The sequence below is a fragment of the Ktedonobacter sp. SOSP1-52 genome (assembly GCF_016587395.1).
In genome coordinates this window covers 1475045-1498208 of record NZ_BNJH01000001.1, presented here as the reverse complement: position 1 = coordinate 1498208, position 23164 = coordinate 1475045, and the positions used below count along the sequence as shown (strand labels likewise).

Below are 23164 nucleotides of genomic sequence, written 5' to 3'. Positions count from 1 at the left end.
CAAAACATCCTTTTTCAGTGTGATTAACGTTTAGATAGCACAGGCAGACCTGAAAGGAAGAGAGCTATGCGGCCTGCCCCCCATTCTTAAACCTGAATACTAGCCTGACAATGCCTCTCACCATTAATTCCCCCAGCAGGGGTACAATTGCAAGCACGGGTGAGAGACACGCTAAGATCAGTAGATCGGAAATAGAGATGGCAGTACCGGTTGTCCCACCAAAGAATTCGGTAATGAAGAAGAAAAGCAGTATCCCCAGGGCAAAGAGCAAAAATGAATGCAGCTTCTTTTGCTGTTTGCGTAGTTCATAACCCAAACCAAGTAACGCTCCGATCAGGGGTATTAAACTGAAGCTTAAAAGCTCAGGACCGGTGGTGTCCTGGTGAGTGACCGCCATATTTATATAGAGTAAGGCACCTACGCTTCCAGAAAGAAGGGCCAGGAGACTACGCCAGAAGCCTAGCAGACAGCCGCTCGTAAAGTACCAGAGGAAGAGTAGGGTTATCAACAGCACCACCTGAGTAATATGCGCTGTTGCCACTGCTGACGAGGATGCATTTTGTTCCAAAATGGTGAACAATATAAAGCCCACAACCGCGTAAAGCCCTATATAGAGTGCATCAAGCCCACGGGGCTTGCCTCGCAACAAAGGAAATAATGCTTTCTGCGGTGGCACTGGCGGATAACCATAGATATTGCCGTATCCAGGAGGCGTGGCGAAACTCTGCCCGGAATTGTATGGTGTTGCATAAGGATATGACGCCTGTTGACCACGTGGTGGTGGTGGTGGTGTAGCAATTTTTTCTGAGATGGTAGCAGCAACTTGCGGCGCGGCAAAGGCTCTCCAGGCCGGTTCGGGTACATGCAGCGTCTGTCCTTGATTGGGTGTTGCACTCAGGGTCGAAGCAATGGTGTAGCCCTGGCGTGAGCGTTCAAGCGCAGAGGCGAAGGTACTCACGTCAGGGAAGCGCTGTTCGGGCGCTTTCTCCAGCGCTTTCAGAATCACCTGCTCTGTGCCTGGCGCGATAGTGACAAATTGGCTCGGGGGTGGAGGTGGGACCGTGGTCTGCTTAACGGCGATCTCAGTAAAGGTTCCATCAAAGGGGCGCTTCCCAGTCAACCATTCATACACAGTAATCGCCAGCGCGTACTGATCGCTGGCAGGGCGAGGATGGGCTTGAATCTGCTCCGGTGCCATATAGGGAATAGTCCCGGCCATATCTTGAGCCGTTGCCATCCGCGTGCTCTGCGCAACAACCGCGATCCCAAAGTCGCTGACCAGAATCTCCTGGTGATGGCCGACCAGCATATTCTCTGGCTTGATGTCACGATGAATAAATTTTCGCTCATGCGCAAATTGCAGGGCCGAGGCCGCCTGTTTGGTATACGTAATGACGGTCTCAAACGGGACCTGTTCGCCGCGCTTGTGGCGTTCACGTAGAGAGCCGTGAGGAGCCAGATCCATCACAAAGAAGGGCATATTATTCTGAATATTGAAATCGAGGACACGAATGATATTGGGATGCAGGAGTTGCGCGATGGTACGCGCCTCTTTGCGAAAATTCTCAATCTCCTCGGCGTTTGCCAGTTGGGCATGCAGGGCTTTAATCGCTGCCTGCGTGCCCAGGTGAACATGCTCGCCCAGATAGACCTCAGCGAAGCCGCCCGCGCCAATTTGTTTTATTATCCTGTAGCTGCCAATCTCCTGTCCGGCAATATAGGCCATAACGAACTCCTCGATCCTCATACTTATACAATTCCAGCATCTAAATATGAATAGCTAGGCATTTATAGCTGTTGCGCTTAAAGCATAAAGATTGTAATTATTTTTGTCAACACCTATCTTGCTACACACTCCAAAAAAGTAGGTCAATATCAAGTTGAGAGGAAAGTTGTGGTTGTATTTATACTAAAAAAACAGTGGTGTATGAGCACCACTGTTTTTCTATCAAAGTCTATCGGTGGTGCGTTAGCTATCCATCGTGACCGCCGAGCCAGAAAGGGAAAACGCATGACTACTACGTTACAGCGACCCGTACGCACGCAACTCACCAATGTTGCCTTCAAGAAGACCGCAAGCGCCTCTTCAGAGTGGAGCGAGGCCTGGAAAGCAGAGTTCGCTCTTGACGGGCACCGTGAGGGAGGGGATGGACATGCCTGGGCTCCCAAAAACCGCAATGTGTTACCAGCAGATGAACTGACGTGGTGGCAAGTGGACCTTGGTCGCCTCCATCGGATCTGGGAACTCGACCTCACCACGCTCAGTGATCGCGACTATCCGCTGAGCCGCTACAACTTCGAAATCCAGGCTTCTGAAGATAGGCAGAATATGAGTCATTATCGCGTACTTGGAAGGGTTGATAGCGTCCACAGCCTCCCTATAGCAGGGACCCTGACCCTCGCGTTTGATACCCCTGTCTCTGCGCAATACATTCGCGTTGTCAAACTGACGACAGAGGCTAACCCCTATTTTGATATGGCGATTGCTGAATTTCGCGTGTGGGCGGAATAAGAAGTCGCAGTGGAAACTTCACATCCAGGTGTGAAGTTTCCATGTATTCGTTCGGGATCCCCCTCTTTGAGCAACCTGGTCCCCTTTAAAAGAAAGTCCGCTAAAATATTCTCACCCCACGTTTCTCTCACCTTCCCTTCGCTCCAGAGGAATAGCCATTGTCTTCTTCCGACTGTTTAGAACTCGCTCACAAGCTATTAATCATACAAAAAACACACTAAGCAAAAGTGCGCCTTCTTAACCTCTGTATTCCCGCAGGGGCTATCCCATACCTGGTAAAATAGACAGCAAAAGAAGCAAACCAGAAGAGAAAGTAGGACATTGACGGATGGCGGACTACATTGGACAGCAATTAGGCAATTATCGATTAACGCAGTTGCTTGGAAAAGGAGGCTTTGCCGAAGTGTATTTGGGAGAGCATGTGCGGTTAGGAATGAAAGCGGCTGTAAAGATCTTACATACCAGCCTTTCGGAAGATGAGACTCGCGCCTTCCAGCAGGAGGCACAGACCATTGCTGCTCTCTCACATCCACATATCATCCGAGTATTGGATTTTGAGGTACAAGCGGGTATCCCATTTCTCGTGCTGGATTACGCCCCCAACGGTACACTGAGACACAAGCATCCCAGAGGTACCCGATTGGCTCCATCGCTGGCTGTTGATTATATAACTCAGATCGCCAGCGCACTGCAATTTGCCCATGATCGTAAGATCATCCATCGCGACATCAAGCCAGAGAATATGCTCATTGGGAGTTGGGGAGATATTCTGCTCAGTGATTTTGGCATTGCCACGATTGCCCACTCCACCTCCTCTATGAGTGCGCAAACATCAATGGGCACCCTGGCCTACATGCCACCAGAGCAGATCAAAGGGAAGCCACGCATAGAGAGCGATCAGTATGCCTTAGCTGTAACAATCTATCAGTGGCTAACGGGAGAAGTCCCCTTCCAGGGCTCTTCCATGGAAATAATCGCGCAACACCTGGCAATACCAGCGCCTCCCCTGCGTAACAAAGTATCAGACCTGCCAGTCGAACTGGAACAGGTTGTCTTGAAAGCGCTAGCGAAAGACCCCAAAGACCGCTACGGGCAGGTCCAGGAATTCGCATATATGTGCGAAAAAGCGATAAAAAATGTGAAGCAGCCAGGAACGCAGCTTGCAAATCAAGAAATTTCAACCACGCTTCCTGGAAGAGTTTACACTTCTGTGAAAAGCAACGATCTCATAACACCAATAGTATCACAGCCACTTCAGCAAACCACGGATTATTATCTTAACAAAAGCAAGGCTCTCATTGAAGTGAAGCAATATCAGGAAGCATTGGCTATGTGTGAGCAGGCGTTGCGATTTGACCCCTCCTCTGCTTTGCTTTATGTGAACCGAGCCAGTGCTCTCTGTGGATTGAAAAGATATCAGGAGGCCCTTGAAGCCTGCGATCAAGCACTTCAGCGCGATTCTCGTAGTCCCCTGGCTCACTATAATGCAAGCGAAGCCCTCATGCAATTAGGCAGGCACCAGCAAGCCCTTGAAGCCTGCGAACGGGCACTTCAGTTTGACCCTTCCTTCCCCAAAACTTATATCAATAAAAGTCGAGTTCTCATTGAATTGGGCAGATACCAACAAGCCCTTGATACCTGTAACCAAGGGCTTGTATATGACTCTCATAACGCCCTGCTACACAACAATGCAGGTGTGGCTCTCATGAATTTGGGCAGATACCAGCAAGCTCTTGAAGCTTGTGAGCAAGCCATCCGGCTTGATTCCTCTTCAAGCCTACCCTATGTTACCAAAGGTTGGGCTCTCATTGAACTGGGACGATACCAGGAAGCCCTGGTTGCTTGTAATCAGGCACTTCAACATGATGCTCAGGATGCATGGGCACACAACAATGCAAGCGTGGCTCTTATGAAGATGGGTAGGTACCAAGAAGCCCTTCATGCCTGCGAGCAGGCACTACAGCTCAATCCTCACAATACGAAAGCACATACAAACAAGGCGTTCATACTTCAAAAACTCAGGCGCTATTAGCGGTTCAGGCACACCTTCAATGATGCAAATCTCCGTTTGGGCATAGCTCCCTCTGTCAGGACAACTTACCGGATTTCGATGCAAAACTTGGATATTCCTCTATAAACACCTTAACCGGTTCATGTTGTCCTGACAAGGATTTTTAGTCCAATGGGTAGGTCAGGTATCTGTCAAGAAGGTTGGCTCATACGTCCTTTATAACTCTTGGATTGACACGACAATTGGTGTGAAGGTACTGCGCGACTCCGTTTTTGAAGTCGTAGATCGCGACGGTCTGTGTGTCCTCAAGCGGATCGTCCGAAGGCATTAAGAAGTGCGTCTCGCTTATCGGAAGCAGCTCGTATTTGATGCGTTCTGGTTTATCAAGAATTTGTGCCTGCAGAGAATTGAGGACGAATGTCAGGTAGAGCTTCCCGCCTTCGGCTTCTACTTCGTAACGGACACCGGGCCGCTCGTAAGCACCTTCATACCTGGATAAGTCGAGCGAAAGCGTCGGATCGGGTTTCGGCAAGTCTGGGATCGTGGCTGCTCCAAGGTCGACCAGGATTTCATTGAACACCTTTTTGTAGAAGCTCTCTCGCGGTCCTCCGTTGGTTAGCATCGAGATCGCGATGTTCGAATCCGGCAGAATTCGCAGGCGCGCATTCTGACCAACGGTGCTGCCGTCGGTCGCATAGACTGTCTCGCCGTGCCAATTACACACAATGAGACCCAGCGCCCAGTACGGCCCAAACATGTATGGGTCAGGTATGGGAACACGAGACTCCATCATCTCGCGCATTATTTTGGCTGAGACAATTCGCGTTCCGTTTGGCGCTTTGCCTCCGTTGAGGAAGACGTGTGCCATCGCGAGCACTTCCCGAGCTGTCGAGGTGACGTTGCCTCCAGGGCCGAAAGCACGCGGCAGGTAACCCAGTGGCGAAACAATGGGTCCCTCTTCAAGGGACCGGATCAAATGCCCCGTCGCAGCCCGATCCTGGTCCACTTGCTCACGCCAGCTGCTCGTGCTGGTCAATTCCAGGGGATAGAAGAGACGATCCTTCATGATGTCGTCCCACCGCTTGCCGTCAATCACCTCCATGATGCGTGCGAGAATCGCGTAGCCCAGGGCTGCGCTGTACCCATGGGTGTAGCCCAAAGGCTGAACTTGCGGTGCACTGACGATGTTGTCGACCATACACTCATAGACATCGTCGTCTTCGCCGGGATAGCCGTAGTCCTCCTCGATACCGTTCGTGTGGTTCAGGAGATGCCGGGGCGTGACTTTGGCGCTGACCTCGGGGTCGGCGACCTTGAAACCGGGAAGGTAGGTCCGCACCGGCTCGTCCAGGCCGACTTTCCCTTCGTCGACGAGTTGCATGAAGGCGAGGGCAGTCCATGTCTTGGTCATGGAGCCGCACTGGTAGATAGTGTCTGTCGTCGCGGATTCCTCAGTTGACAGGTTCTTGACACCGACGGCGAAGTTGGTGATCTCTCCGTCATGAAGCACACCGATCGCAGCACTCGGGATCCTGTATTCCGAAAGGAGCTCGGAAACCCGAGCTTGAATCTGCGTTGGATCTATCCCTTTTGTCATTGAGGGCTTCCTCCTTATCTCAGTCTTGTGCTGGTGTCGGCAGCTACTTCTTCGGGAGGCCGACCGCGTTAGCGGCGTCGGCCTCGAAATACTCCGTCGTGCCAAAGGGACCGGCGTGCTCCTCGAAGAAGCTCTTGACGCTGTCGATCGAGTCATGAACGATAACGTTCACCGCCTTAGCCCCGTCGGTGCTCCCCACTGCCAGGGTCCACCTGGCCCCCTTGGGCAGTTGGCCGTATGCCTTCTTTAGGGATCCCCAGAACTTGTCGTTGTCAGCGATCGTGGAAACAGCCATTACATGCATCCTTTGTCCTCCTCAAATTTTAATAATAAAAAGTGGAATAGTCTGATGACGCCGGGCACGACATGTCGCTGAAGGAGCAGGCACGCTCGCCCTGCTTCGCCTCATCGTGACACCTGACCCTCACCATGCTATACTATATTCGCTGCTTATATCAGCGAATATTTGGGATCTAATCTTACATTATCAGATAAATATGATAAATTTATCTGATAATGTAAGGTAAATATATTGTAGGATGGAGGGACGAGCCTTGTCAAGCTTTTCTCAGGATGAACGCGCGAACACCCGTGAGGAGTTTTCGCGGGAGATCCGGCAATTCACTGAAATCAACGCCTCCTTCTTTCGGGTGGCGGCGGCTCGAATCGGGATAGCCGTTACGGATATGCAGGTGCTCGATATCCTTGATCTCATCGGCCCGGCGACTGCTGGGCAGCTCGCCGATCTCACAGGACTGACGACCGGGGCGATCACCAGAATACTCGACCGATTGGAGAAAGCCGGGCTTGTGCGCCGGGAGCGCGATCCCAACGATGGCCGCAAGGTCATAGTCCGCCTCGAAAGGGGCAAGGATGAAATGAGCAAGGTTCGCTCGATTCTGGATTCCGTTGAGAAGACGTGGGATGAGGTGGCATCGCGCTATGACGATGAGCAGATCGCTTTCCTCCTGGAGTTTCTCAAATATAGCAACACGCGATCCAGGAAAGAACTTGCTCAGTTGCAACAGGAGGCGCCAGCGGGCGAAGAGGAGATCTTCTCCGCGCCGCTGGAAGGCCAGGAGAGTGGCCGGCTCGCCGTCTCCTGCGGAATCTCCCGGTTGACTGTGCGCGCGGACGAGGAAATGGCGGAGCTTTACCAGGCCCGCTTCGAGGGACCGGTACCGAGCATGAAAGCGAAAGATGGGGTGGTCAACATCCGCTATCCACGGCGCCTACTGGGCCTGGGCGAGAAGCAGGGCCAGGCGGTGGTCGCGCTCAGTGTCGCCATCCCGTGGCGGATCGCGATCCAGGGCGGAGCAGCAGAGGCTGTCGCCGAGCTGGGCGGGCTCAATCTCGCCGGGCTGGAAGTCAAGGGAGGATTTAACACGATCCGTCTGGATCTCCCCACGCCCTCTAGCATGGTTCCTATACGACTCGCAGGAGGAGCGTCAGAGATTACTGTGCACCGCCCCGCGGGCGTCGCCATCCGCATCAACTTCAAGGGCTGGGCCTCCGAGCTAGCCTTCGACGATCAAACCTTCAGCGTTGCGGGCAACGTCTCGCAACTGCAAAGTCCTGGTTTTGATCCGACTGCCCCATGCTACGACATCGAAATCACCAGCTACGCCAACAGAGTCACCATTACCTCTGGCTGACGACAGATCAGGCTTCCGACATGCTTGTATGTTTCCCAAAGGTGAATCGCACTCGAGAGCAAAAGAGAAGAAGTTTTGTCAATCCTTCTATGTTATACTGCTGCTTTGTACAGCTAGAAGCGGAGACGCGGAGGGCCTGAACAAAGGCGTTCCGACAGCGCGAGCCAGGTAAATCCTGATTAAAAGATCAAGAGGGAACATATATCAACATGGTTCAAGAATATATCGAGATTCGTGGCGCCCGCGAGAACAACCTCAAGGATGTCTCACTGAGGCTACCCAAACGCAAAATCACCATTTTTACCGGCGTGTCTGGTTCGGGGAAGTCATCGGTGGTATTTGATACCATAGCAAACGAAGCACAACGGCTGTTGTTCGAGAATTTTAGCATGTTCATTCGCAGCTTCCTGCCACGCTATCCTCAACCAGACGCCGATGCGATTGAGAACCTGAGCATGGCGGTGATTGTTGATCAGAAACGCCTGGGTGGGGGATCGCAATCGACGGTGGGCACGGTTACTGACATCGCGTCTGTGTTGCGCCTGCTCTTTTCGCGGATCGGTCAACCCTACGTGGGCTCTGCAAATGCGTTTTCCTTCAACGATCCCCAGGGCATGTGTCTGGAGTGTAATGGGCTTGGCCGCAAGGTCGGCATTACTCCGCAAGATCTGATTGATACAACAAAATCGCTGAACGAGGGAGCTGTTATCGCCCCAGGACTGGCCGGATGGGAAAGCGAACTTTATGCGAATTCTGGCTACTTCGACAACGACAAGAAGATAGCCGATTATACACCAGAGGAACTGGACCTGCTTCTCTCCAGCGAACCGCGCAAACATACGGGTCTGGCGTACAACACCTATGAGGGTCTGGTGTACAAGTTCAATCGCAAGTTCGTTGCGCGGGACATCCAGACGCTTTCGCCCCGCATCCGGCAAAAGGTCGAGCCTTTATTGAAGCTCGGCCCCTGTCCGCTCTGCAAGGGTGCCCGGCTCAACCAGGCTGCCTTAAGCTGTAAGGTCAAGGGGTACACTATTGCCGACATGGCAGCAATGGAGGTTGATGAGCTTTTAGAGGTAGTCAAGGGTATCACAGAACCGGCGGCGGCGCCAATCGTTCGCACGTTGACCGAACGGCTGCAACATCTGGTGGAGATTGGCCTGGAGTATCTCAGCCTGGATCGACCCACCGATACGCTGTCCGGTGGTGAGTCACAGCGAGTGAAGATGGTCAAGCATCTCAACGGGAGCCTTGTGGATGTGATGTATATCTTCGACGAACCGAGTATCGGATTACACCCGCGCGATGTCCACCGTTTGAACGAGCTGCTCGAAAAATTGCGTGCTAAAGGGAACACGGTGATTGTGGTGGAGCATGATCCCGATGTCATCAAAGTCGCGGACTATGTTGTGGATATGGGGCCGTATGCAGGGAGTGAAGGCGGCCAGGTCGTTTACGAGGGTAGCTTTGCTGGCCTGCTCAAAGCTGACACGCTCACCGGCAACCATTTGCAGTCTGCAAGGCCGCTCAAGGACACCTTCCGTCAGGCGACCGGCAGCCTGCCGATTGTCCGCGCCACCGTCAACAATCTGAAAAACGTCAGTGTGGATATTCCCACTGGCGTCCTGACGGTCATCACCGGCGTGGCTGGCTCGGGCAAGAGCTCGCTGATCAATGAGGCTTTCCTGGGCCAGCACCGCGAGGCGGTGGTGATTGACCAGGTGTCCCTGAGCACCTCCAGCCGTTCTAATCCCGCCACCTATACTGGCATCATGGATGACGTTCGTAAAGCTTTTGCAGCGGTGAACCACGTCGATGCCGGTCTATTTAGCTTTAACTCAAAGGGGGCCTGCTCCAATTGTCAGGGTCTGGGTGTGACCTACACCGACCTGGGCTTCCTTGAGGGCGTCAAGCTTCCTTGCGAAGTGTGTGGTGGGAAGCGTTTTAAGGACGAGGTGCTGACGTATACATTAGATGGGAAATCCATTGCCGATGTCCTGGGCATGACCATCCACCAGGCGTTGGAGTTTTTTACAGTCAAAGGTGTGCAGCAAAAACTCCAGGCCATGAGTGATGTGGGTCTTGACTACCTGACACTTGGTCAACCATTAAGTACGCTCTCCGGCGGTGAGTGCCAGAGGCTCAAGCTAGCCAGCGAACTCCATAAACAGGGCAGTATCTATGTCATGGATGAGCCAACAACTGGCCTGCACCTGTCGGATATTGGTCGCCTGCTCACCATCATGAACCGGCTGGTCGATGGCGGGAACACCGTGATTGTGATTGAGCACCATCTCGATGTGATTCGCAACGCAGACTGGATCATTGATATGGGTCCAGAAGGCGGCAATAAGGGCGGCATGGTCATCTTCGAGGGGACTCCGCGAGAACTCCTCGGCGCCAGGCATTCGCTGACGAGCCAGTATTTGGGATAGATTCTTTGATTTCTGAGAGACCGGGCCAGTTTCCTCCACTCATGAACACGAGCGGAGGAAACTAGCCGCTCAAATTTCATCCTGCCGTATCCTATTCCCAACGACCAATAATCCTCACTGGATACGCCCATACCGCTTCAAAATGGCCAGGGTCTCGACGAGTGAAAGGGATTGTGCCCAATGGTTATCTCGCCCATCCATGGAGTGCGCGGTACACAACGCATTGATCACGGCTTCTTCAGTTGCCTCGACCACTGCTGCGAAGAGTCCATCTATGGCTGGGTTCTGCTCGTTGAGCACCTGCACGCTGCGGACGAGAGGACCTGCATCATGTGGAATGCGGTCAGCCGTCGAAAAGGCGATAGCCAGGTCGCCACTGCCATGTCCGCCAGAGGTCCCGGTACGTGCGAGACCAAGCGGCACCCGCCGAGCAAGGCGACCAAGCTGGCGCGCATCAAGGGGCGCATCGGTTGCTAATACCACAATAATTGACCCCTGCTCCCGTCCCGGCTCCTGTCCCACGTGTTGCGCCACACGCTTCTGGCGCTGCTCCTCCAGTTCGCGACCGACCGGAACCCCACCGATAACCAAATCGCCGCAGCGTCCAAAATTCGATAGTACTAGCGCTCCGAGCGTGTATCCGCCCTGAGTGGGCGAGAGACACCGGGAAGCTGTTCCAATCCCGCCAGCAAAGCAATAAGTCGTCATCCCCGTTCCTGCTCCAACGTTGCCCTCCAAGACCGGCGTACCAGGAGCAACAGTGAGCGCAGCACGTACCTCTTGCTCCCCAACATGCCGGCCCCCGATATCGTTAAGAAAGCCATCGTTGCATTCACACACGACGGGATTGACCGTGCCCGTCGTGACGCCGATCGCCGGGTTTCGCTCGACCATAAAGGCCACGAGCGCGTCAGCAACCCGACCCACGTTGAGCGTGTTTGTCAACAGAATGGGCGTTTCGAGTTGCCCAAGCTCATCAAGCTGCACCAGGCCGATGGTTTTGCCGAAACCATTGAACACCGAAGCTGCAGCCGGCACCTTCAAGCGGAAAAGATCGTCATCGTGCGGCAGGATTGCAGTGACACCGGTGCGTACCGGTCCCACTCCGCGAACCAGTGCGCCATTCCCGCGTATGAGCGTCGTATGGCCAACACGTACGCCTGCGACATCGGCGATGCTATTGGTTGTTCCCGGAGGCAGTGTCCCCAGGATAATCCCCGCCTCGCGCGCACGCATGCGCGTGTTGGGATCTCGTTCACTCATCATCTCTCTCCTTCTTCTGTTTCTTCCTGGTCCCTGTTGAGGGCTAGTACGCTGTTCAATTTCGTTTGAAAGGGATTCATACCGCCTGCGGCGGTAGGGGAAAGGGAGTGCAGAGGAGCTGACGCCCCTCTGCACTCCCCACTTTTCCTTTTCAATGGCTTATGCCATTGACACCTGCTCCCCCAAAATTTTATACTCAGTATAAGTTTGTTCCCGATGTATGCTTATATTCAATATAGCAAACAGATGAGAGGAGAAGCTGTGTGAATAAGCAACCTGATATGAACGGTGGAGGAGTGGCATTCAACTTCTTCAGCAACCAGTCTTCTGAGAATCCGTTTCCATTGCTTGCCATGGCACGCTCAATGGGGGCCGCTCTCCCGGTTCCTCTTCCATACAGTGACGGGCAGAAAGCCTGGATGATTACACGAATGGAGGAAGCAGTACAGGTCCTCAAGGACAGCAAACGCTTCACTGTTGATAGAAGGGCAGCCGACTCGAAAGGTTTCTTTCGTCAACGGGAACGTGAGTTCGCTGACGCTCCTGGTCTACTCGGGCAATCCATGATTTCGGTCGACGAGCCAGACCATCGTCGTCTTCGAGGACTGGTTTCCAAAGCCTTTACGCCCAAATATATCCAGAGCTTGCGACCTTCCATTCAACATATTGCCGATGAATTGCTTGATCGTGTACAGGACCAGGGGCATATGGACCTTGTGCATGACTATGCCTATCCGCTCCCCATCAATGTCATCTCCGATATGCTCGGGGTACCTAAGAAGAACCGGGAGCAAATTCGCCAGTGGTCAGAGGCTCTTGCCACTGGAGGGCCCGGCGATGAACAACGTCGCAAACGCATTCAAGCCTTCTCCAACTACATTGTGGAACTGGTCGCCGAGAAGCGCAAGAACCCACAGGATGATTTGATCAGCCAGCTTATCCAGGCCGAAACCGAAGGCGACTATCTCAGTGAACCAGAACTCCTCTCGATGGTGGGCCTGCTCATTTTCGCGGGCCATGAGACGACATCCAACCTGATTGGCATCGGGACGCTCGTCTTGCTTGATAATCCAGAACAGTTGGCAAAGTTGAAGGCCGACATGAGTCTTATTCCCTCAGCAGTCGAAGAGCTTTTGCGCATTAACGGACCGGTGCTCATGCCCGCGCCACGCTTTGCCACAGAAGACACAGAGCTAGGCGGGCAGCACATTGGCAAAGGTGATATCATTATTACGGCACTGGCGTCTGCGAATCGTGATGAAACACAGTTCTCACAGTCCGATGAACTGGATATCGCACGTGACTTGAATCGGCATATCGCCTTTGGGCAGGGCATTCATATCTGCCTGGGTGCCCCTCTCGCTCGTCTGGAAGGAGACATTGCCTTCACGACGCTGCTACGGCGTATGCCCGACCTGAGACTCAATGTACCACGCGAATCGGTTACCTGGCGAGGCTCCTTCAATCTGCGTGGCCTGACCAGCCTTCCCGTCGCATTTTAGTCGAAAGCCTCAGATACTGATTGATTGCAGTGCGGGCGCACTACAATCAATCAGTCCTCTCCACTATGGAAAGCAAACGCGCCAATTTTCTTGAAAGGGGGTGGGCATGCGTGAAGCAAGAGATTGACCGTTTACCCCTGCGTGAACGAAATCGGCAACGTACAATGCGGCGTATTATTGAGGCAGCGATCGAATTATTCTCCACCGCTGGCTACGACCAGACGACGATGGACAACATCGCAGACAAGGCAGAGGTTAGCCGGGCCACATTATTTAATTATTTCTCCACCAAGCGAGCCCTGCTGCTTCCTTTCGCAAATGACCTCTACGAGAAGAATATTCAGCCACAGATACTTTCCTATCTGAAGGAGCAACCAGCCACACGTGATGTGTTACGGTTTCTGTTCATGAGCATCTACGAGCAAGTACTCACACTCCCTGAGATGGAGCGAGGCCTGCGAGCCGAACTCTTTCAGCCACAGCCCGCGATGATGAAGCTCAGCCACGGTCATGGCTTTTTCAAGACACTTGTCACGATTGTTCAACAAGGGCAGCAGCGGGGGGAGATCCGTACTGATATCTCAGACGACAAACTTGGTCGTTATGTGGGAACCCTCTACGTATCACTCCTGGTAATGGAACGTAAAGACAGCACGTCCACGAGTTACGTGAGCGAAATCGACACCTTGCTCGCCTTCCTCCAGGGCGCACTCAAGGGATGACACCTTCACAGACCGAATCGATTACTACTTATTTGCATTTTTTACGTGTTTATGCTATAATTACAGTTGCATAGTTCTTCCTCAAAAACAAGCCTCTCCAGTATATCCTCGTAAGGTATTCTCTGTACGTGCGCATGTTGGAAGGGATGGGTGACGTGTGGAACAGAAGCAGCAGATATCGTGGTTTGGACGTATACGCCAGGCAGTGAGTGGTGGTGTGCGGGGTGCGCGTATCAGTGAGCAGATGAATCCCGGTTTTTTCTCCTCGACGGCAGGCGTGGAGGAGGAGCGGCGCTGGGGCTATGCCAGCGGCACCGAGGAGGACTACTACTGGCGGCGCCTCTCGGACAACTTCTACCTGAAGGATCTTGTGCCCTCAGCCTACCTGGAGATGCACAACCAGGTCTACGAGGCCTATCACGCCAATCCCCTGGCCTTTGCCATCATTGAGATGACGACCAGCTTTGTCCTGGGGCGCGGTGTCAAGCTGGATGCCAGCAATAAGCGTGTCAAGAAGGTCCTCGACGAGTTCTGGCAGGCCAATAGTATGGATGAGCGTGTCTACACCATCTGCAATGAGCTGGCCCTGTATGGCGAGATCTTTGTGCGCTACTTCGTCAATCGCTTCGATGGCAGCGTCAAGGTGCGCCTGACCGACCCCTCGCTTATCGACCAGATCGAGACCGATCCCGAGGATATCGAGACGCCACTCCGCTTCCATCGTCGCCCGGTGGGCGAGAGCGCCAGCGCTCCATCCTCGACGACTGGCGGCTTAAAGCTGATCTTCCGGCCGGGCGAGCGTGAGACGGAGGGCGAGTGGTTTGAGGCCGACAGCCAGATGCAGCAGTTCGCCATCAACAAGGTCTCCAACGCCAAGCGTGGCAACTCCGACCTGGCAACCATGCTCCCCTGGCTCCGTCGCTATAAAGATTGGCTCACCGACCGTGTACGCATCAATAAATATAAAGGGGCCTTCATCTGGGATGTGACCCTGCGCGGGGCCGACCGCAAGACCATCGATACCAAGCGCATGGAGTACTCGACACCTCCCCAGCCTGGCTCCGTCCTGCTGCATAATGAGGCCGAGAGCTGGCAGGCCGTCCAGCCCGCCATTAACGCCAATGACGCAAAAGAGGATGGACGAGCCTTGAAGCTTATGATCGCAGTTGGCGCTGGCCTACCAGAACACTACCTGGCAGACTCAAGCAACGGCAATCGCGCCACCGCCGCCGAGATGGGCATGCCCACCCTGCTCAAGTTTCAGCGTCGCCAGCGCTATATGAAATATATTCTGCGCTGTATCCTCGACCGCGTGCTTGCCGAAGCTCAGGGCGCCGGTCGCCTCGGTGAAAACGTCAATCTCAGCTATGACCTGATCTTTCCCGAGATTGACCTCGACGATAACAAGCAGCTGGCCGGGGCCGCTAACGCCCTCACGCAGGCCCTCACCGCCGCCAAGGCCCAGGGCTGGCTCAGCGATGAGACCGCCATGCGCCTGCTCTTCAAATTCGCTGGCGAAGATATCAGCGTCCACGACGAGCTGGCCAGGATACGCGGCGAGCAAGCCTCATGCCAGGCTCCTCCTCCACAGGACGCTTGAAAAAGGCCCCGGAAGCACAGGATCTGGATCAGGTTCTGTGCTTCCGGGGCCTTCTCCACATCGGGTCTACCTCATACGTTTCTGTTTTCACCTATGTGTACAACAAACAAGACGAGGGCGGACATCTAGCCATTTCTCTTTGGGATTCCCGCTCTTGACAGCGCCATATTCACCTATTAGAATGCACGCAAAGCTTCTTCAAAGGATTTGATATGTCACAAAATCTCTTGATTCTTCTTGTTCTGGCAGGCATAGTTTTACTCGGTTTCTTGATCTACATTGGTATCCAGGTCTATCGAAGCCGCTGGTATAAGACCCATGGGAAAGAAGTCATTGCCACAGTTGTTGATATTGAAGAACGCGAACGAGTCTACAACCGCCGCATTTATACAAAGTATAAGGTCTATGCACACTGGAAGGATCCCCTAACAGATCTCTCCTATGATTATGAAAGTCGTTGGGTATATAATCTCCCGCGTGTCCTCTATCCCAACAAGAGCAAAGTCAATGTCTATATCCAGCCCAATGAGCCTGAAAAGTATTTCTTTGAGTTGTAGCTGACCACAATCCACCACTCTTCCTTTCAGGTCTTTCGTTGATCCAATCACTATATGAAGGCTGTGCCCGGTCGTAAGACGGACGTTCAGGACGCGGAATGGATTGCCGATTTGTTGCAGCGGGGTAAACACCCTTGTGTCTCTAGTGGTGGCTACCTGCCTCCATGATGTGCTGCTCGACCAATACAAGCCAGCAGCATAGGCAGTTAGCGAGTAACCATCACCTACCATTCCACTTTGATGAGAATTACATCTTCTACGAAAGAGATTGCTTCTCCACAACCTGGGCCAGTCCCGATGTTGCGCAGTCGTAGATGGCACGGATACAGGAAAAATTGAAGAGTGCTTGCTCATTTACTACTGCTGCTGATGGTTGATTGTGTATGCGTTGATAGAAATACACGAGCGGTTTCTCTCCGAAGCGCAGTGCCTCTGCTGCTGGTGGGGGAAAAGCGATGATTCGGCTCTCGCTTGCCCCGTCGCGGTCATAGGTGTGCGTCAGGGTGGCACGACCTCTGGACAACGGCCAGCTCCAGCGTAAGGAACCGTTGACGCCGGTAAATTCGATCATGGACTGCTCCTCGCTATGAGTGCCAGAGGCGCGTTCGTAATTCATGATCACGTTGCTGCCATCGACGAGCGTATAGCGGAGCGTAGCTCCGGCGTGCTGTTCGACGTCAACGATGGTTTGCGGAGGAAGGTGCAGGGCGGTGGAGGGATTGGCCAGCCAGGCGTTGAGCACCTCCACGCGCCTGGGTTGTAAGAGGTCATTGAGCACGGTAAATTCGTAGGGAGCGCGATCCATTAAGGTTCCGCCGCCGCTTCTGGCCTGGTCGAGAAACCAGTTTGTCTGAGGCTGAAACTCGATCCCTGGCCGATTGCGCTGCTCTAGATTGAGAAAGCGCACATGATAAAGCTGGCCCAGTGCTTGCTTCTGCAGGAGACGGCGTGCCTCCTCGGCTGGCGGCCAGTTAAGACACCTGACGCTACAGCAGCCAAGCAAACGGTGATAAGCGTGGGCTACCGCCAGCATATGCCGCGCCTGCTCCTGATTGAGCGCGAGGGGCTTCTCACACAGCACATGCCGGCCTGTAGCCAGCGCGACACAGGTCAGTTCTTCGTGCGCGAACGGTGGAGCTGAGATGATGACGATGTCATTCTCATCTGCTGCTTCAGCCAGCATGGTTTGCGCGTCCTCAAAGGCCCGCGCCTGAGGATATTCCCTGACAAAAGCTGCCATTGCTTGAGGATTGGGGTCTGTGACCGCCAGCATAACCTGTTCCGGGTCAGGCAGGCGTTGGATAGCGGCGGCGTGGGAACGCGCAATGACTCCCGCCCCAACAAGATAAATACGTTGCGTGCTCATTCTCTGCCTTATTTCTTGAAAGCGACTACTGGTCTTTGATCTGATCCGCTTGATGATTGGCCTGCGCTTTTTATGCATGTGTAAATTGCTTGAGGTAGGTCAGGCTTTCCATCAGCTGTTGCTCTTCATAGGCCACGATGACCTCGGCTGGCTCATGGCGTTCAAAAGGCGTTTGCCAGTTCTCGGATTGTCTTGCGTTCGTATAAACGAAGCGCAGCACACGCGCAAGCTGTGGCGCTGAACGCTGTGGATACGCTGGCCAGTAATCGTCGGCTAGCACTCGGATATGACGCGCCTCTAAGGCTCCCATTTCCAAGGACATGGTAATATCTGGGCAAAATTCTGCCACAATGGCAAAAAGTTGCGGGAAGTCGATGACTCCCTGACCAATGGGACTGCGTGCCAGGCGATAGCCTTCGTCTGTAGGAAAGATCCAGTAGTCTTTGAGATGGACGTTTTTGAGATGTGGTCCGATGCGCCTGACAAAGTCCAGGGGTTCTTCAGCCGTAGCCAGCGGATTACCAGTATCCAGCGTAATTCCAAAGCGGGATGAGTCGATAGCGTTGCATAGCCAGAGAAGCTCTTCCGAAGCCAGGTCTTGATGATTTTCGACGGCGAGATTCACTCCGACATGTTCGGCAACCTGTGTGGCCGCGCGCAATCCCTCCAGCACTTCTTCTAAAAACGCCTTCCAACGGTTTGCAATGAGCCTGCGATCCCCGCCGATTTGCGCGCCTCCTACCACGGTACGCACTGTTTCCACACCCAGGCGCGCTCCCAGTTCAAGCGTTTCCGCCAGCTTTTCAGGGGCATATCCTCCTGTTGCCAAATTCAGGAAGAGTTGATGCTCCCGAGCGTACCGTGCCACAGCATCAATGTCCTCCCCCTCCAGAAGCACTGCCGGCAGCTCAGCTCCCATCAGTCCACAGATCCGCGCACGCTCTAAAAGCTGGATCGGCTTGATCCGGGGGCGCCCGGACTGGGGAGTCAGGCCCATGCTAAAAACGGTACCATATGCTGTAAGGCCAAGCCGCATAGAATCTTTCCTTTCTTACTCGGCTGTCCATCCGCCGTCAATGGTCAGGGCTGCGCCGGTCATGAAGCTAGAGGCATCCGAAGCCAGGAAGACGATCGCTCCCGCCAGTTCCTCCGGTTTGCCCCAACGCCCCAGCGGAATGTGGTTGAGAAAGAACTGGTTGGCCTGCGGATCATTGATAACCGGCGCATTGAGTTCAGTCGCCATGGGACCAGGACAGAGGGCATTGACAGTAATTCCATGTCTGGCCCATTCCAGCGCCAGAACTTTGGTCAGTTGAAGCACACCACCTTTGCTGGAGGCGTAGGCGCTGCGCTCAGGCAGAGCGACCTGCGCAAGCATTGAGGCGAGATTGATGACTCTGCCCGCGCCCTGTCTCTTCATATGGGGAGCCACAGCTCGTGCGCAGAGAAACGGTGCCTTGAGATTGGTCTGTTGCACCAGATCCCAACTGGCTTCGTCAAAAGCCTCGGCTGGCTTACGAATATTGATGCCGGCGTTGTTGACCAGGATATCGATGCGCCCGAAGGCTGCGATAACGGCCTCAACCATTTGCTCGATCTGCCGGGCGTCGGTGACATCGACCGCCAAGCCAAGGATACGGCGTCCAGTCGCGGCAGCCAGAGCCTCCGCGCCACGCTGCGCTTTCTCTTGATCCCTGCTTGTGACTACGACATCAGCTCCAGCCTCCGCCAGAGCCCGAGCCATGACCAGGCCCAGTCCTCGCGTTCCCCCTGTGACCAGCGCGAGCCGGCCATCCAGCTTAAACATGTCAAGCGCCATAGACACTACTCCTTTGTGACAACTACGGCCTGGCGGCGGCGATTGGCCGTGTGACGGGCGGCACATCTGGCACATCGACCCAGCGCCGCTCCCGCGCGGATTGCAAAACAGCGTCGATCACCGCCTGGCAGCGCATCCCATCGTAAAAGGTTGGAATGTCATTGCCTCCCGTGAGAATAGCCTGAATAAAAGCAAAATCCTGATCATAGCGGAAAGTCACGGTTGGTTCGCCGAGAGAGGGATTGCGTGGCGAATCGGGATAGACCAGGAACTCAGGTGGCACCTCCCGCACTTCCAGCGTGCCATCAGGGTGACCGACGAGAACCTCGTGAGGGCGATGCAGATGATAGATGAGCGTGCCTTCTGTTCCGTATACTTCAAACTCATCGAGGCCATATCCGCCCTTTCCGCGTCCTTTGGCGACCTTGCTCAGATCGAACGAGGCCATTGTGCCCTGCTCAACACCCACACCAGCGGCAAACTCGGCCAGAAAAACAGAGGCATCCTCAACATCCGCGGGGAACGGTTCTCCGTCAGGAGTCGGGCGCACAGGCGCGAACGTGCGTGTCAGGCCGACCACACGGGCGATCGGGCCAATTACGTCATGACAGAAATCGATGCGGTGCGCGCCCATATCTCCCACCTCACCAGAGCCTGCCAGGTGACGCTGCTGGCGCCAGCCAAGCGAGGTCTCTGGAAAATCCTGCAAACGTGCCACGCGCAACTGACGCGGCAGACCGACCAGTCCCTGGCCCACCAGGTGTTTGAGATAGCGCATAGCGGGCACAAAGCGATAGGTAAACGCGGTCATATGGCGCACCCCAGCGGCGACCGCTGCTTCATACATTTCTACTGTCTCAGCGTAGGTCATGCCAAGCTGTTTCTCAACCAGCACATGCTTCCCCGCCGCGATAGCCGCGTGCGCGATCGGCGCGTGCAGCAGTGTGGGTGTAGCTATAACCACCGCGTCCACAGCAGGATGCTGGAGCAAGCGCTCGTACTCCGTGAAGGTATTCGAAACATGATACTCCTGCGCAACCCGCTTGAGCCGCTCGACGTTATCATCACACAGAGCGATAATTTCCGCCTGCTCGCAGCGCTTCAACCCGGGCAAGTGGACGCTGTTACTGATACCCCCCAGACCAATCACGCCTACTCCAACCCGCGATTCTCGCATGGCATTGCTCCTTCCCTGAAAACAGGTTGACAAACTGAGTGGTTATTGGCTACAGTAATTGGTAAAGTTATATTACCAATTACTGTAGCCAATAACCACTCAGTTTGTCAACCTCGAAAGACGATTGAGAAAGGAGGAGAAGCCGGTGTTTGAAATATCTCCCAAAAATGCCCTTTCCGAAGACATCGTGAACAAGTTGCTCGCTCTCCTCAAGGAAAAGAAACTCCAACCGGGCGATCGCCTACCCTCCGAGCGAGATCTGGCGGAACAACTCCAGGTGAGCCGCCCTTCGCTGCGGGAGGCCTTGCGAGCGCTCTCGATCATGCATGTTGTGGAAATACGGCAGGGTTCTGGCACATACATTTCTTCTCTCGAACCCCAACGTCTGGTCGAGCATCTTGATTTTGTCTTTGCTCTGGCTGATTCAACCTACCTCTCGCTTTTTGAGGCACGCAAGGTGGTAGAGGTCGGCATCTGTAGCCTGGCAGCGCAGCGCATCACTAATGAAGAGATCACTCGCCTGGAACGCTGCCTGGAAAAATCGCTGCTTGGATTGACCGATGCGGAACTGTATTTTCAGGCTGATGTGGAGTTGCACGAGATCATTACCGAAGCAGCCGCAAGCCCTATTCTCAGCAGGATCATGGCCAGCATCCATCATCTGAGCCTCGCCAGTCGTAAACGCACCGCTGTGTTGCCGGGGATCGCTTACCAGGTTATTGAAGATCACCGTGCCATTATCCACGCACTCAAGCAGCGTGATTCCGAGGCTGCGCGTCAGGCCATGTATCAACACCTTACCCATATCGAGCAGTCGCTGCTCGATGATCTCGCGGCCAGTGCCACCACGACCGCGCCCCAGCCGACTACAACGGCTGAATCATGAGAGGAGACAATGGAATGTTGACCGATACAGAGATGAAAGCACTAGTCTGGCTGGGACCGGAGGATATGCAGCTTCGCACTATCTCACTCCCCGAACCTGCTCCCGGTGAAGTGCTGATTGAGACAAGCGCTATCGGCATCTGCGGCTCTGAACTAAGCGGATATCTCGGCCAGAACAGCCTGCGCCGTCCACCATTGATTATGGGGCATGAAGCTTCTGGTCGTATCCTACAAGCAGGCGAACAAACGACCTTCGCTGATGGCACCCCAGGCCAGGTGGGGGCGCGTGTGACCTTCAATCCGCTGATCGTCTGTGGTGCCTGTGATCGGTGTCGTGCAGGTTACACCAACCTCTGTCGCCAACGCCAGCTCGTTGGTGCGCACCGCCCAGGCGCTTTTGCCTCCTACGTAGCCGTTCCTGCCACCCAATGTTGGCCCGTGCCAGAGAATCTCTCGGATACTGCTGCTTCTCTGGCAGAGCCGCTGGCCTGCGCCATCCGCGCCGTCACACTCGCTCATATCTCTCCGGGAGACAGCCTGCTCATCATGGGAGCCGGCCCCATCGGCCTCTTTTGCCTGGCCTATGCCCATTCACTAGGTATTACAGAAATCGTTGTGAGCGATATGCTTCCTGCGCGCCTAGAGATTGCGCAGCAATGGGGAGCAAGCGCAACCCTGAATGCGCGCACAAGCGATGTCGTGCAAAGCGTCCAGCAGATCTATCGCGGCGGCGCAATGGCGGTGATTGACGCCGTTGGCGCAACCGCCACACGAGCGCAGGCCATTCAGGCCGTGGTCCCTGGTGGCCGCGTCGTTTTTATTGGCCTCCATGATGAGGAATCGCCGCTCGCCGCGAATTATCTTATTCGGCAAGAAGTGACCATTACCGGCAGTTTTGCCTATACCTACCATGATTTCGGCAGCGCCGTGGCCATGTTGAAAGCAGGCAAGCTGCGGCCAGAGGCTGACTGGCTGGAAGAACGCCCGCTGGCTGAGGGACCAGCTGCCTTTGCCGAACTGGTCAAGGGCACAGCCAGAGCAACAAAGATCGTACTGCGGATGAGGTAAGGTTCTTCTCTAAGATCTTATTCCGAAACCTCCCCATTCGGGGACACGGCAACGCCACTTGCGTGTCTAGCGCTTCGCGCTCAGGGTTTTCGGATAAGTAGTAAGAACAGGAGAAAGGATAGCAAATGAAACTGGCTTTAATTTCTGATATTCATGGAAATCTTTTCGCCTTTGATGCGGTTTTAGAGGATATTCGTCGGCGTAAGGTTGAGCATATCCTGTGTCTGGGAGACGTTGTTACCTCTGGTCCTCAACCACGTGAGGCGCTCGCTCGCCTGCGAGAAATCGGCTGTCCTACTGTAATGGGCAATACCGATGCCTGGGTGATAAAACCTCATCTGCGCGAATACCCAAATCTGTATGGGCAGAATTTGCAGGATGTTGAATACTGGTCATCACAGCAGCTGACGGATCAAGACAAAGCTTTTCTAAGCACCTTTCAGCCCACCATTGAATGGCGGCTCAATGAGAAGACAACGTTGCTGGCCTACCATGGCTCTCCCAGGTCGTTTCTGGAGCGCATTTATCCTACTACCCAAACGGAACAATTGGACGAGTACTTCGCCAACCATACAACGGCGCAGATTCTGGTCGGTGGACATACCCATCAACAACTCTTCCTCCGTTACAGAGACAAACTGGTGCTCAATCCCGGTAGCGTTGGCCAGCCACTGGATCGCATACGGGTAAGAGTCGAGATGGGAGCACGTAATCCACCCTGGGGGGAATATGCCATTCTGAATATCGATGAGAACCGATTCAGCGTCGAGCTTCTCCGGGTGCCGTTTGATATCGAAGGGTTCCTCGCACTCCTTTCACAACGTGGAATGCCGCATACGGAGTGGTTAGTCAATTCGTGGAGCAAAGATTAATCAATTTAATGCTCCCTGTTGTAAATTAAAATCAAATGAAGAGGTCGTATTTTCTTACCATAGTGTCGCCTCGCCGCATTGAAAAAGCGCAGGATTGGAGCGTACAATTTGCCTTAACGAATA

The 23164-nt window shown here is 54.1% G+C and carries 19 protein-coding genes; 11 read left to right on the top strand and 8 right to left on the bottom strand.

The genetic code is table 11. From position 1 onward, the window contains the following. Positions 1–64 precede the first annotated feature (64 nt). On the bottom strand, positions 65–1726 hold the full coding sequence (locus JMJ16_RS06820) for a serine/threonine-protein kinase (RefSeq protein WP_201379546.1): 1662 nt from the start codon (positions 1724–1726) through the stop codon (positions 65–67). 285 nt (positions 1727–2011) lie between these two features. Between JMJ16_RS06820 and JMJ16_RS06815 the strand changes: the two genes are divergently transcribed. Together JMJ16_RS06815 and JMJ16_RS06810 are read left to right on the top strand one after the other, a co-directional pair. Then, positions 2012–2512 (top strand): discoidin domain-containing protein, encoded by a 501-nt coding sequence (locus JMJ16_RS06815; RefSeq protein ID WP_201379536.1) that lies wholly within the window; start codon positions 2012–2014, stop codon positions 2510–2512. A 328-nt stretch (positions 2513–2840) separates the two neighbouring features. After that, on the top strand, positions 2841–4544 hold the full coding sequence (locus tag JMJ16_RS06810) for a serine/threonine-protein kinase (RefSeq protein WP_201379534.1): 1704 nt from the start codon (positions 2841–2843) through the stop codon (positions 4542–4544). Positions 4545–4728: 184 nt separating this feature from the next. Here the strand turns inward: JMJ16_RS06810 and JMJ16_RS06805 are convergent, their stop codons facing one another. Further along, positions 4729–6120 (bottom strand): serine hydrolase, encoded by a 1392-nt coding sequence (locus tag JMJ16_RS06805; protein ID WP_201379532.1) that lies wholly within the window; start codon positions 6118–6120, stop codon positions 4729–4731. A gap of 43 nt (positions 6121–6163) precedes the next feature. Further along, positions 6164–6415: a hypothetical protein gene (locus tag JMJ16_RS06800; RefSeq protein WP_236601236.1), complete on the bottom strand. Its 252-nt coding sequence runs from the start codon at positions 6413–6415 to the stop codon at positions 6164–6166. Between the two features lie 259 nt (positions 6416–6674). On the opposite strand from JMJ16_RS06800, the gene JMJ16_RS06795 reads away from it, so the two are divergent. Both JMJ16_RS06795 and JMJ16_RS06790 read left to right on the top strand, forming a co-directional pair. After that, the gene (locus tag JMJ16_RS06795; RefSeq protein WP_201379528.1) at positions 6675–7775 is read left to right on the top strand and encodes a MarR family winged helix-turn-helix transcriptional regulator; all 1101 of its coding nucleotides are present in this window, start codon (positions 6675–6677) and stop codon (positions 7773–7775) included. A 209-nt stretch (positions 7776–7984) separates the two neighbouring features. Beyond that, positions 7985–10210, top strand: coding sequence for an excinuclease ABC subunit UvrA (locus JMJ16_RS06790; RefSeq protein WP_201379526.1), 2226 nt, complete (start codon positions 7985–7987; stop codon positions 10208–10210). A gap of 114 nt (positions 10211–10324) precedes the next feature. Here JMJ16_RS06790 and JMJ16_RS06785 read toward each other — a convergent pair whose 3' ends face one another. After that, positions 10325–11446, bottom strand: coding sequence for a P1 family peptidase (locus JMJ16_RS06785; protein WP_201382760.1), 1122 nt, complete (start codon positions 11444–11446; stop codon positions 10325–10327). A 290-nt stretch (positions 11447–11736) separates the two neighbouring features. Here JMJ16_RS06785 and JMJ16_RS06780 point away from each other — a divergent pair, with 290 nt between their 5' ends. The 4 genes from JMJ16_RS06780 (at position 11737) to JMJ16_RS06765 (ending at position 15854) form a co-directional block, all read left to right on the top strand. After that, entirely contained in the window at positions 11737–12975 is a 1239-nt protein-coding gene (locus JMJ16_RS06780) for a cytochrome P450 (protein WP_201379524.1), read from the top strand. A 110-nt stretch (positions 12976–13085) separates the two neighbouring features. Then, positions 13086–13697 carry a TetR/AcrR family transcriptional regulator gene (locus tag JMJ16_RS06775; protein ID WP_201379522.1) on the top strand — a complete coding sequence of 204 codons (612 nt, stop codon included), beginning with the start codon at positions 13086–13088 and terminating at the stop codon, positions 13695–13697. A 157-nt stretch (positions 13698–13854) separates the two neighbouring features. Next, the gene (locus JMJ16_RS06770) at positions 13855–15297 is read left to right on the top strand and encodes a phage portal protein (protein ID WP_201379520.1); all 1443 of its coding nucleotides are present in this window, start codon (positions 13855–13857) and stop codon (positions 15295–15297) included. Positions 15298–15509: 212 nt separating this feature from the next. Continuing rightward, a complete protein-coding gene (locus JMJ16_RS06765) occupies positions 15510–15854 on the top strand; it encodes a hypothetical protein (RefSeq protein WP_201379518.1) in 345 nt (114 codons plus the stop codon). Positions 15855–16110: 256 nt separating this feature from the next. Here JMJ16_RS06765 and JMJ16_RS06760 read toward each other — a convergent pair whose 3' ends face one another. The 4 genes from JMJ16_RS06760 to JMJ16_RS06745 form a co-directional block, all read right to left on the bottom strand. Continuing rightward, on the bottom strand, positions 16111–17220 hold the full coding sequence (locus JMJ16_RS06760) for a Gfo/Idh/MocA family protein (RefSeq protein WP_201379516.1): 1110 nt from the start codon (positions 17218–17220) through the stop codon (positions 16111–16113). Between the two features lie 70 nt (positions 17221–17290). Then, positions 17291–18256, bottom strand: coding sequence for a sugar phosphate isomerase/epimerase (locus tag JMJ16_RS06755; protein ID WP_201379514.1), 966 nt, complete (start codon positions 18254–18256; stop codon positions 17291–17293). A 15-nt stretch (positions 18257–18271) separates the two neighbouring features. Further along, the gene (locus JMJ16_RS06750) at positions 18272–19039 is read right to left on the bottom strand and encodes an SDR family NAD(P)-dependent oxidoreductase (RefSeq protein WP_201379512.1); all 768 of its coding nucleotides are present in this window, start codon (positions 19037–19039) and stop codon (positions 18272–18274) included. 22 nt (positions 19040–19061) lie between these two features. Continuing rightward, positions 19062–20216 (bottom strand): Gfo/Idh/MocA family protein, encoded by a 1155-nt coding sequence (locus JMJ16_RS06745; RefSeq protein ID WP_201379510.1) that lies wholly within the window; start codon positions 20214–20216, stop codon positions 19062–19064. A gap of 145 nt (positions 20217–20361) precedes the next feature. Here JMJ16_RS06745 and JMJ16_RS06740 point away from each other — a divergent pair, with 145 nt between their 5' ends. The 3 genes from JMJ16_RS06740 (at position 20362) to JMJ16_RS06730 (ending at position 23041) form a co-directional block, all read left to right on the top strand. After that, positions 20362–21102: a FadR/GntR family transcriptional regulator gene (locus tag JMJ16_RS06740; RefSeq protein ID WP_201379508.1), complete on the top strand. Its 741-nt coding sequence runs from the start codon at positions 20362–20364 to the stop codon at positions 21100–21102. Between the two features lie 14 nt (positions 21103–21116). Then, positions 21117–22169 (top strand): zinc-binding dehydrogenase, encoded by a 1053-nt coding sequence (locus JMJ16_RS06735; RefSeq protein WP_201379506.1) that lies wholly within the window; start codon positions 21117–21119, stop codon positions 22167–22169. A gap of 125 nt (positions 22170–22294) precedes the next feature. Further along, positions 22295–23041, top strand: a complete 747-nt coding sequence (locus JMJ16_RS06730; RefSeq protein WP_201379504.1) for a metallophosphoesterase — start codon at positions 22295–22297, stop codon at positions 23039–23041. Positions 23042–23164 lie beyond the last annotated feature (123 nt).

Coding starts and splice junctions, on each gene's coding strand:
- JMJ16_RS06820 (WP_201379546.1), bottom strand. CDS start 1,726: ATGGCCTATATTGCCGGACAGGAGATTGGCAGCTACAGGATAATAAAA.
- JMJ16_RS06815 (WP_201379536.1), top strand. CDS start 2,012: ATGACTACTACGTTACAGCGACCCGTACGCACGCAACTCACCAATGTT.
- JMJ16_RS06810 (WP_201379534.1), top strand. CDS start 2,841: ATGGCGGACTACATTGGACAGCAATTAGGCAATTATCGATTAACGCAG.
- JMJ16_RS06805 (WP_201379532.1), bottom strand. CDS start 6,120: ATGACAAAAGGGATAGATCCAACGCAGATTCAAGCTCGGGTTTCCGAG.
- JMJ16_RS06800 (WP_236601236.1), bottom strand. CDS start 6,415: ATGGCTGTTTCCACGATCGCTGACAACGACAAGTTCTGGGGATCCCTA.
- JMJ16_RS06790 (WP_201379526.1), top strand. CDS start 7,985: ATGGTTCAAGAATATATCGAGATTCGTGGCGCCCGCGAGAACAACCTC.
- JMJ16_RS06785 (WP_201382760.1), bottom strand. CDS start 11,446: ATGCGTGCGCGCGAGGCGGGGATTATCCTGGGGACACTGCCTCCGGGA.
- JMJ16_RS06765 (WP_201379518.1), top strand. CDS start 15,510: ATGTCACAAAATCTCTTGATTCTTCTTGTTCTGGCAGGCATAGTTTTA.
- JMJ16_RS06760 (WP_201379516.1), bottom strand. CDS start 17,220: ATGAGCACGCAACGTATTTATCTTGTTGGGGCGGGAGTCATTGCGCGT.
- JMJ16_RS06755 (WP_201379514.1), bottom strand. CDS start 18,256: ATGCGGCTTGGCCTTACAGCATATGGTACCGTTTTTAGCATGGGCCTG.
- JMJ16_RS06750 (WP_201379512.1), bottom strand. CDS start 19,039: ATGGCGCTTGACATGTTTAAGCTGGATGGCCGGCTCGCGCTGGTCACA.
- JMJ16_RS06745 (WP_201379510.1), bottom strand. CDS start 20,216: ATGCGAGAATCGCGGGTTGGAGTAGGCGTGATTGGTCTGGGGGGTATC.
- JMJ16_RS06735 (WP_201379506.1), top strand. CDS start 21,117: ATGTTGACCGATACAGAGATGAAAGCACTAGTCTGGCTGGGACCGGAG.
- JMJ16_RS06730 (WP_201379504.1), top strand. CDS start 22,295: ATGAAACTGGCTTTAATTTCTGATATTCATGGAAATCTTTTCGCCTTT.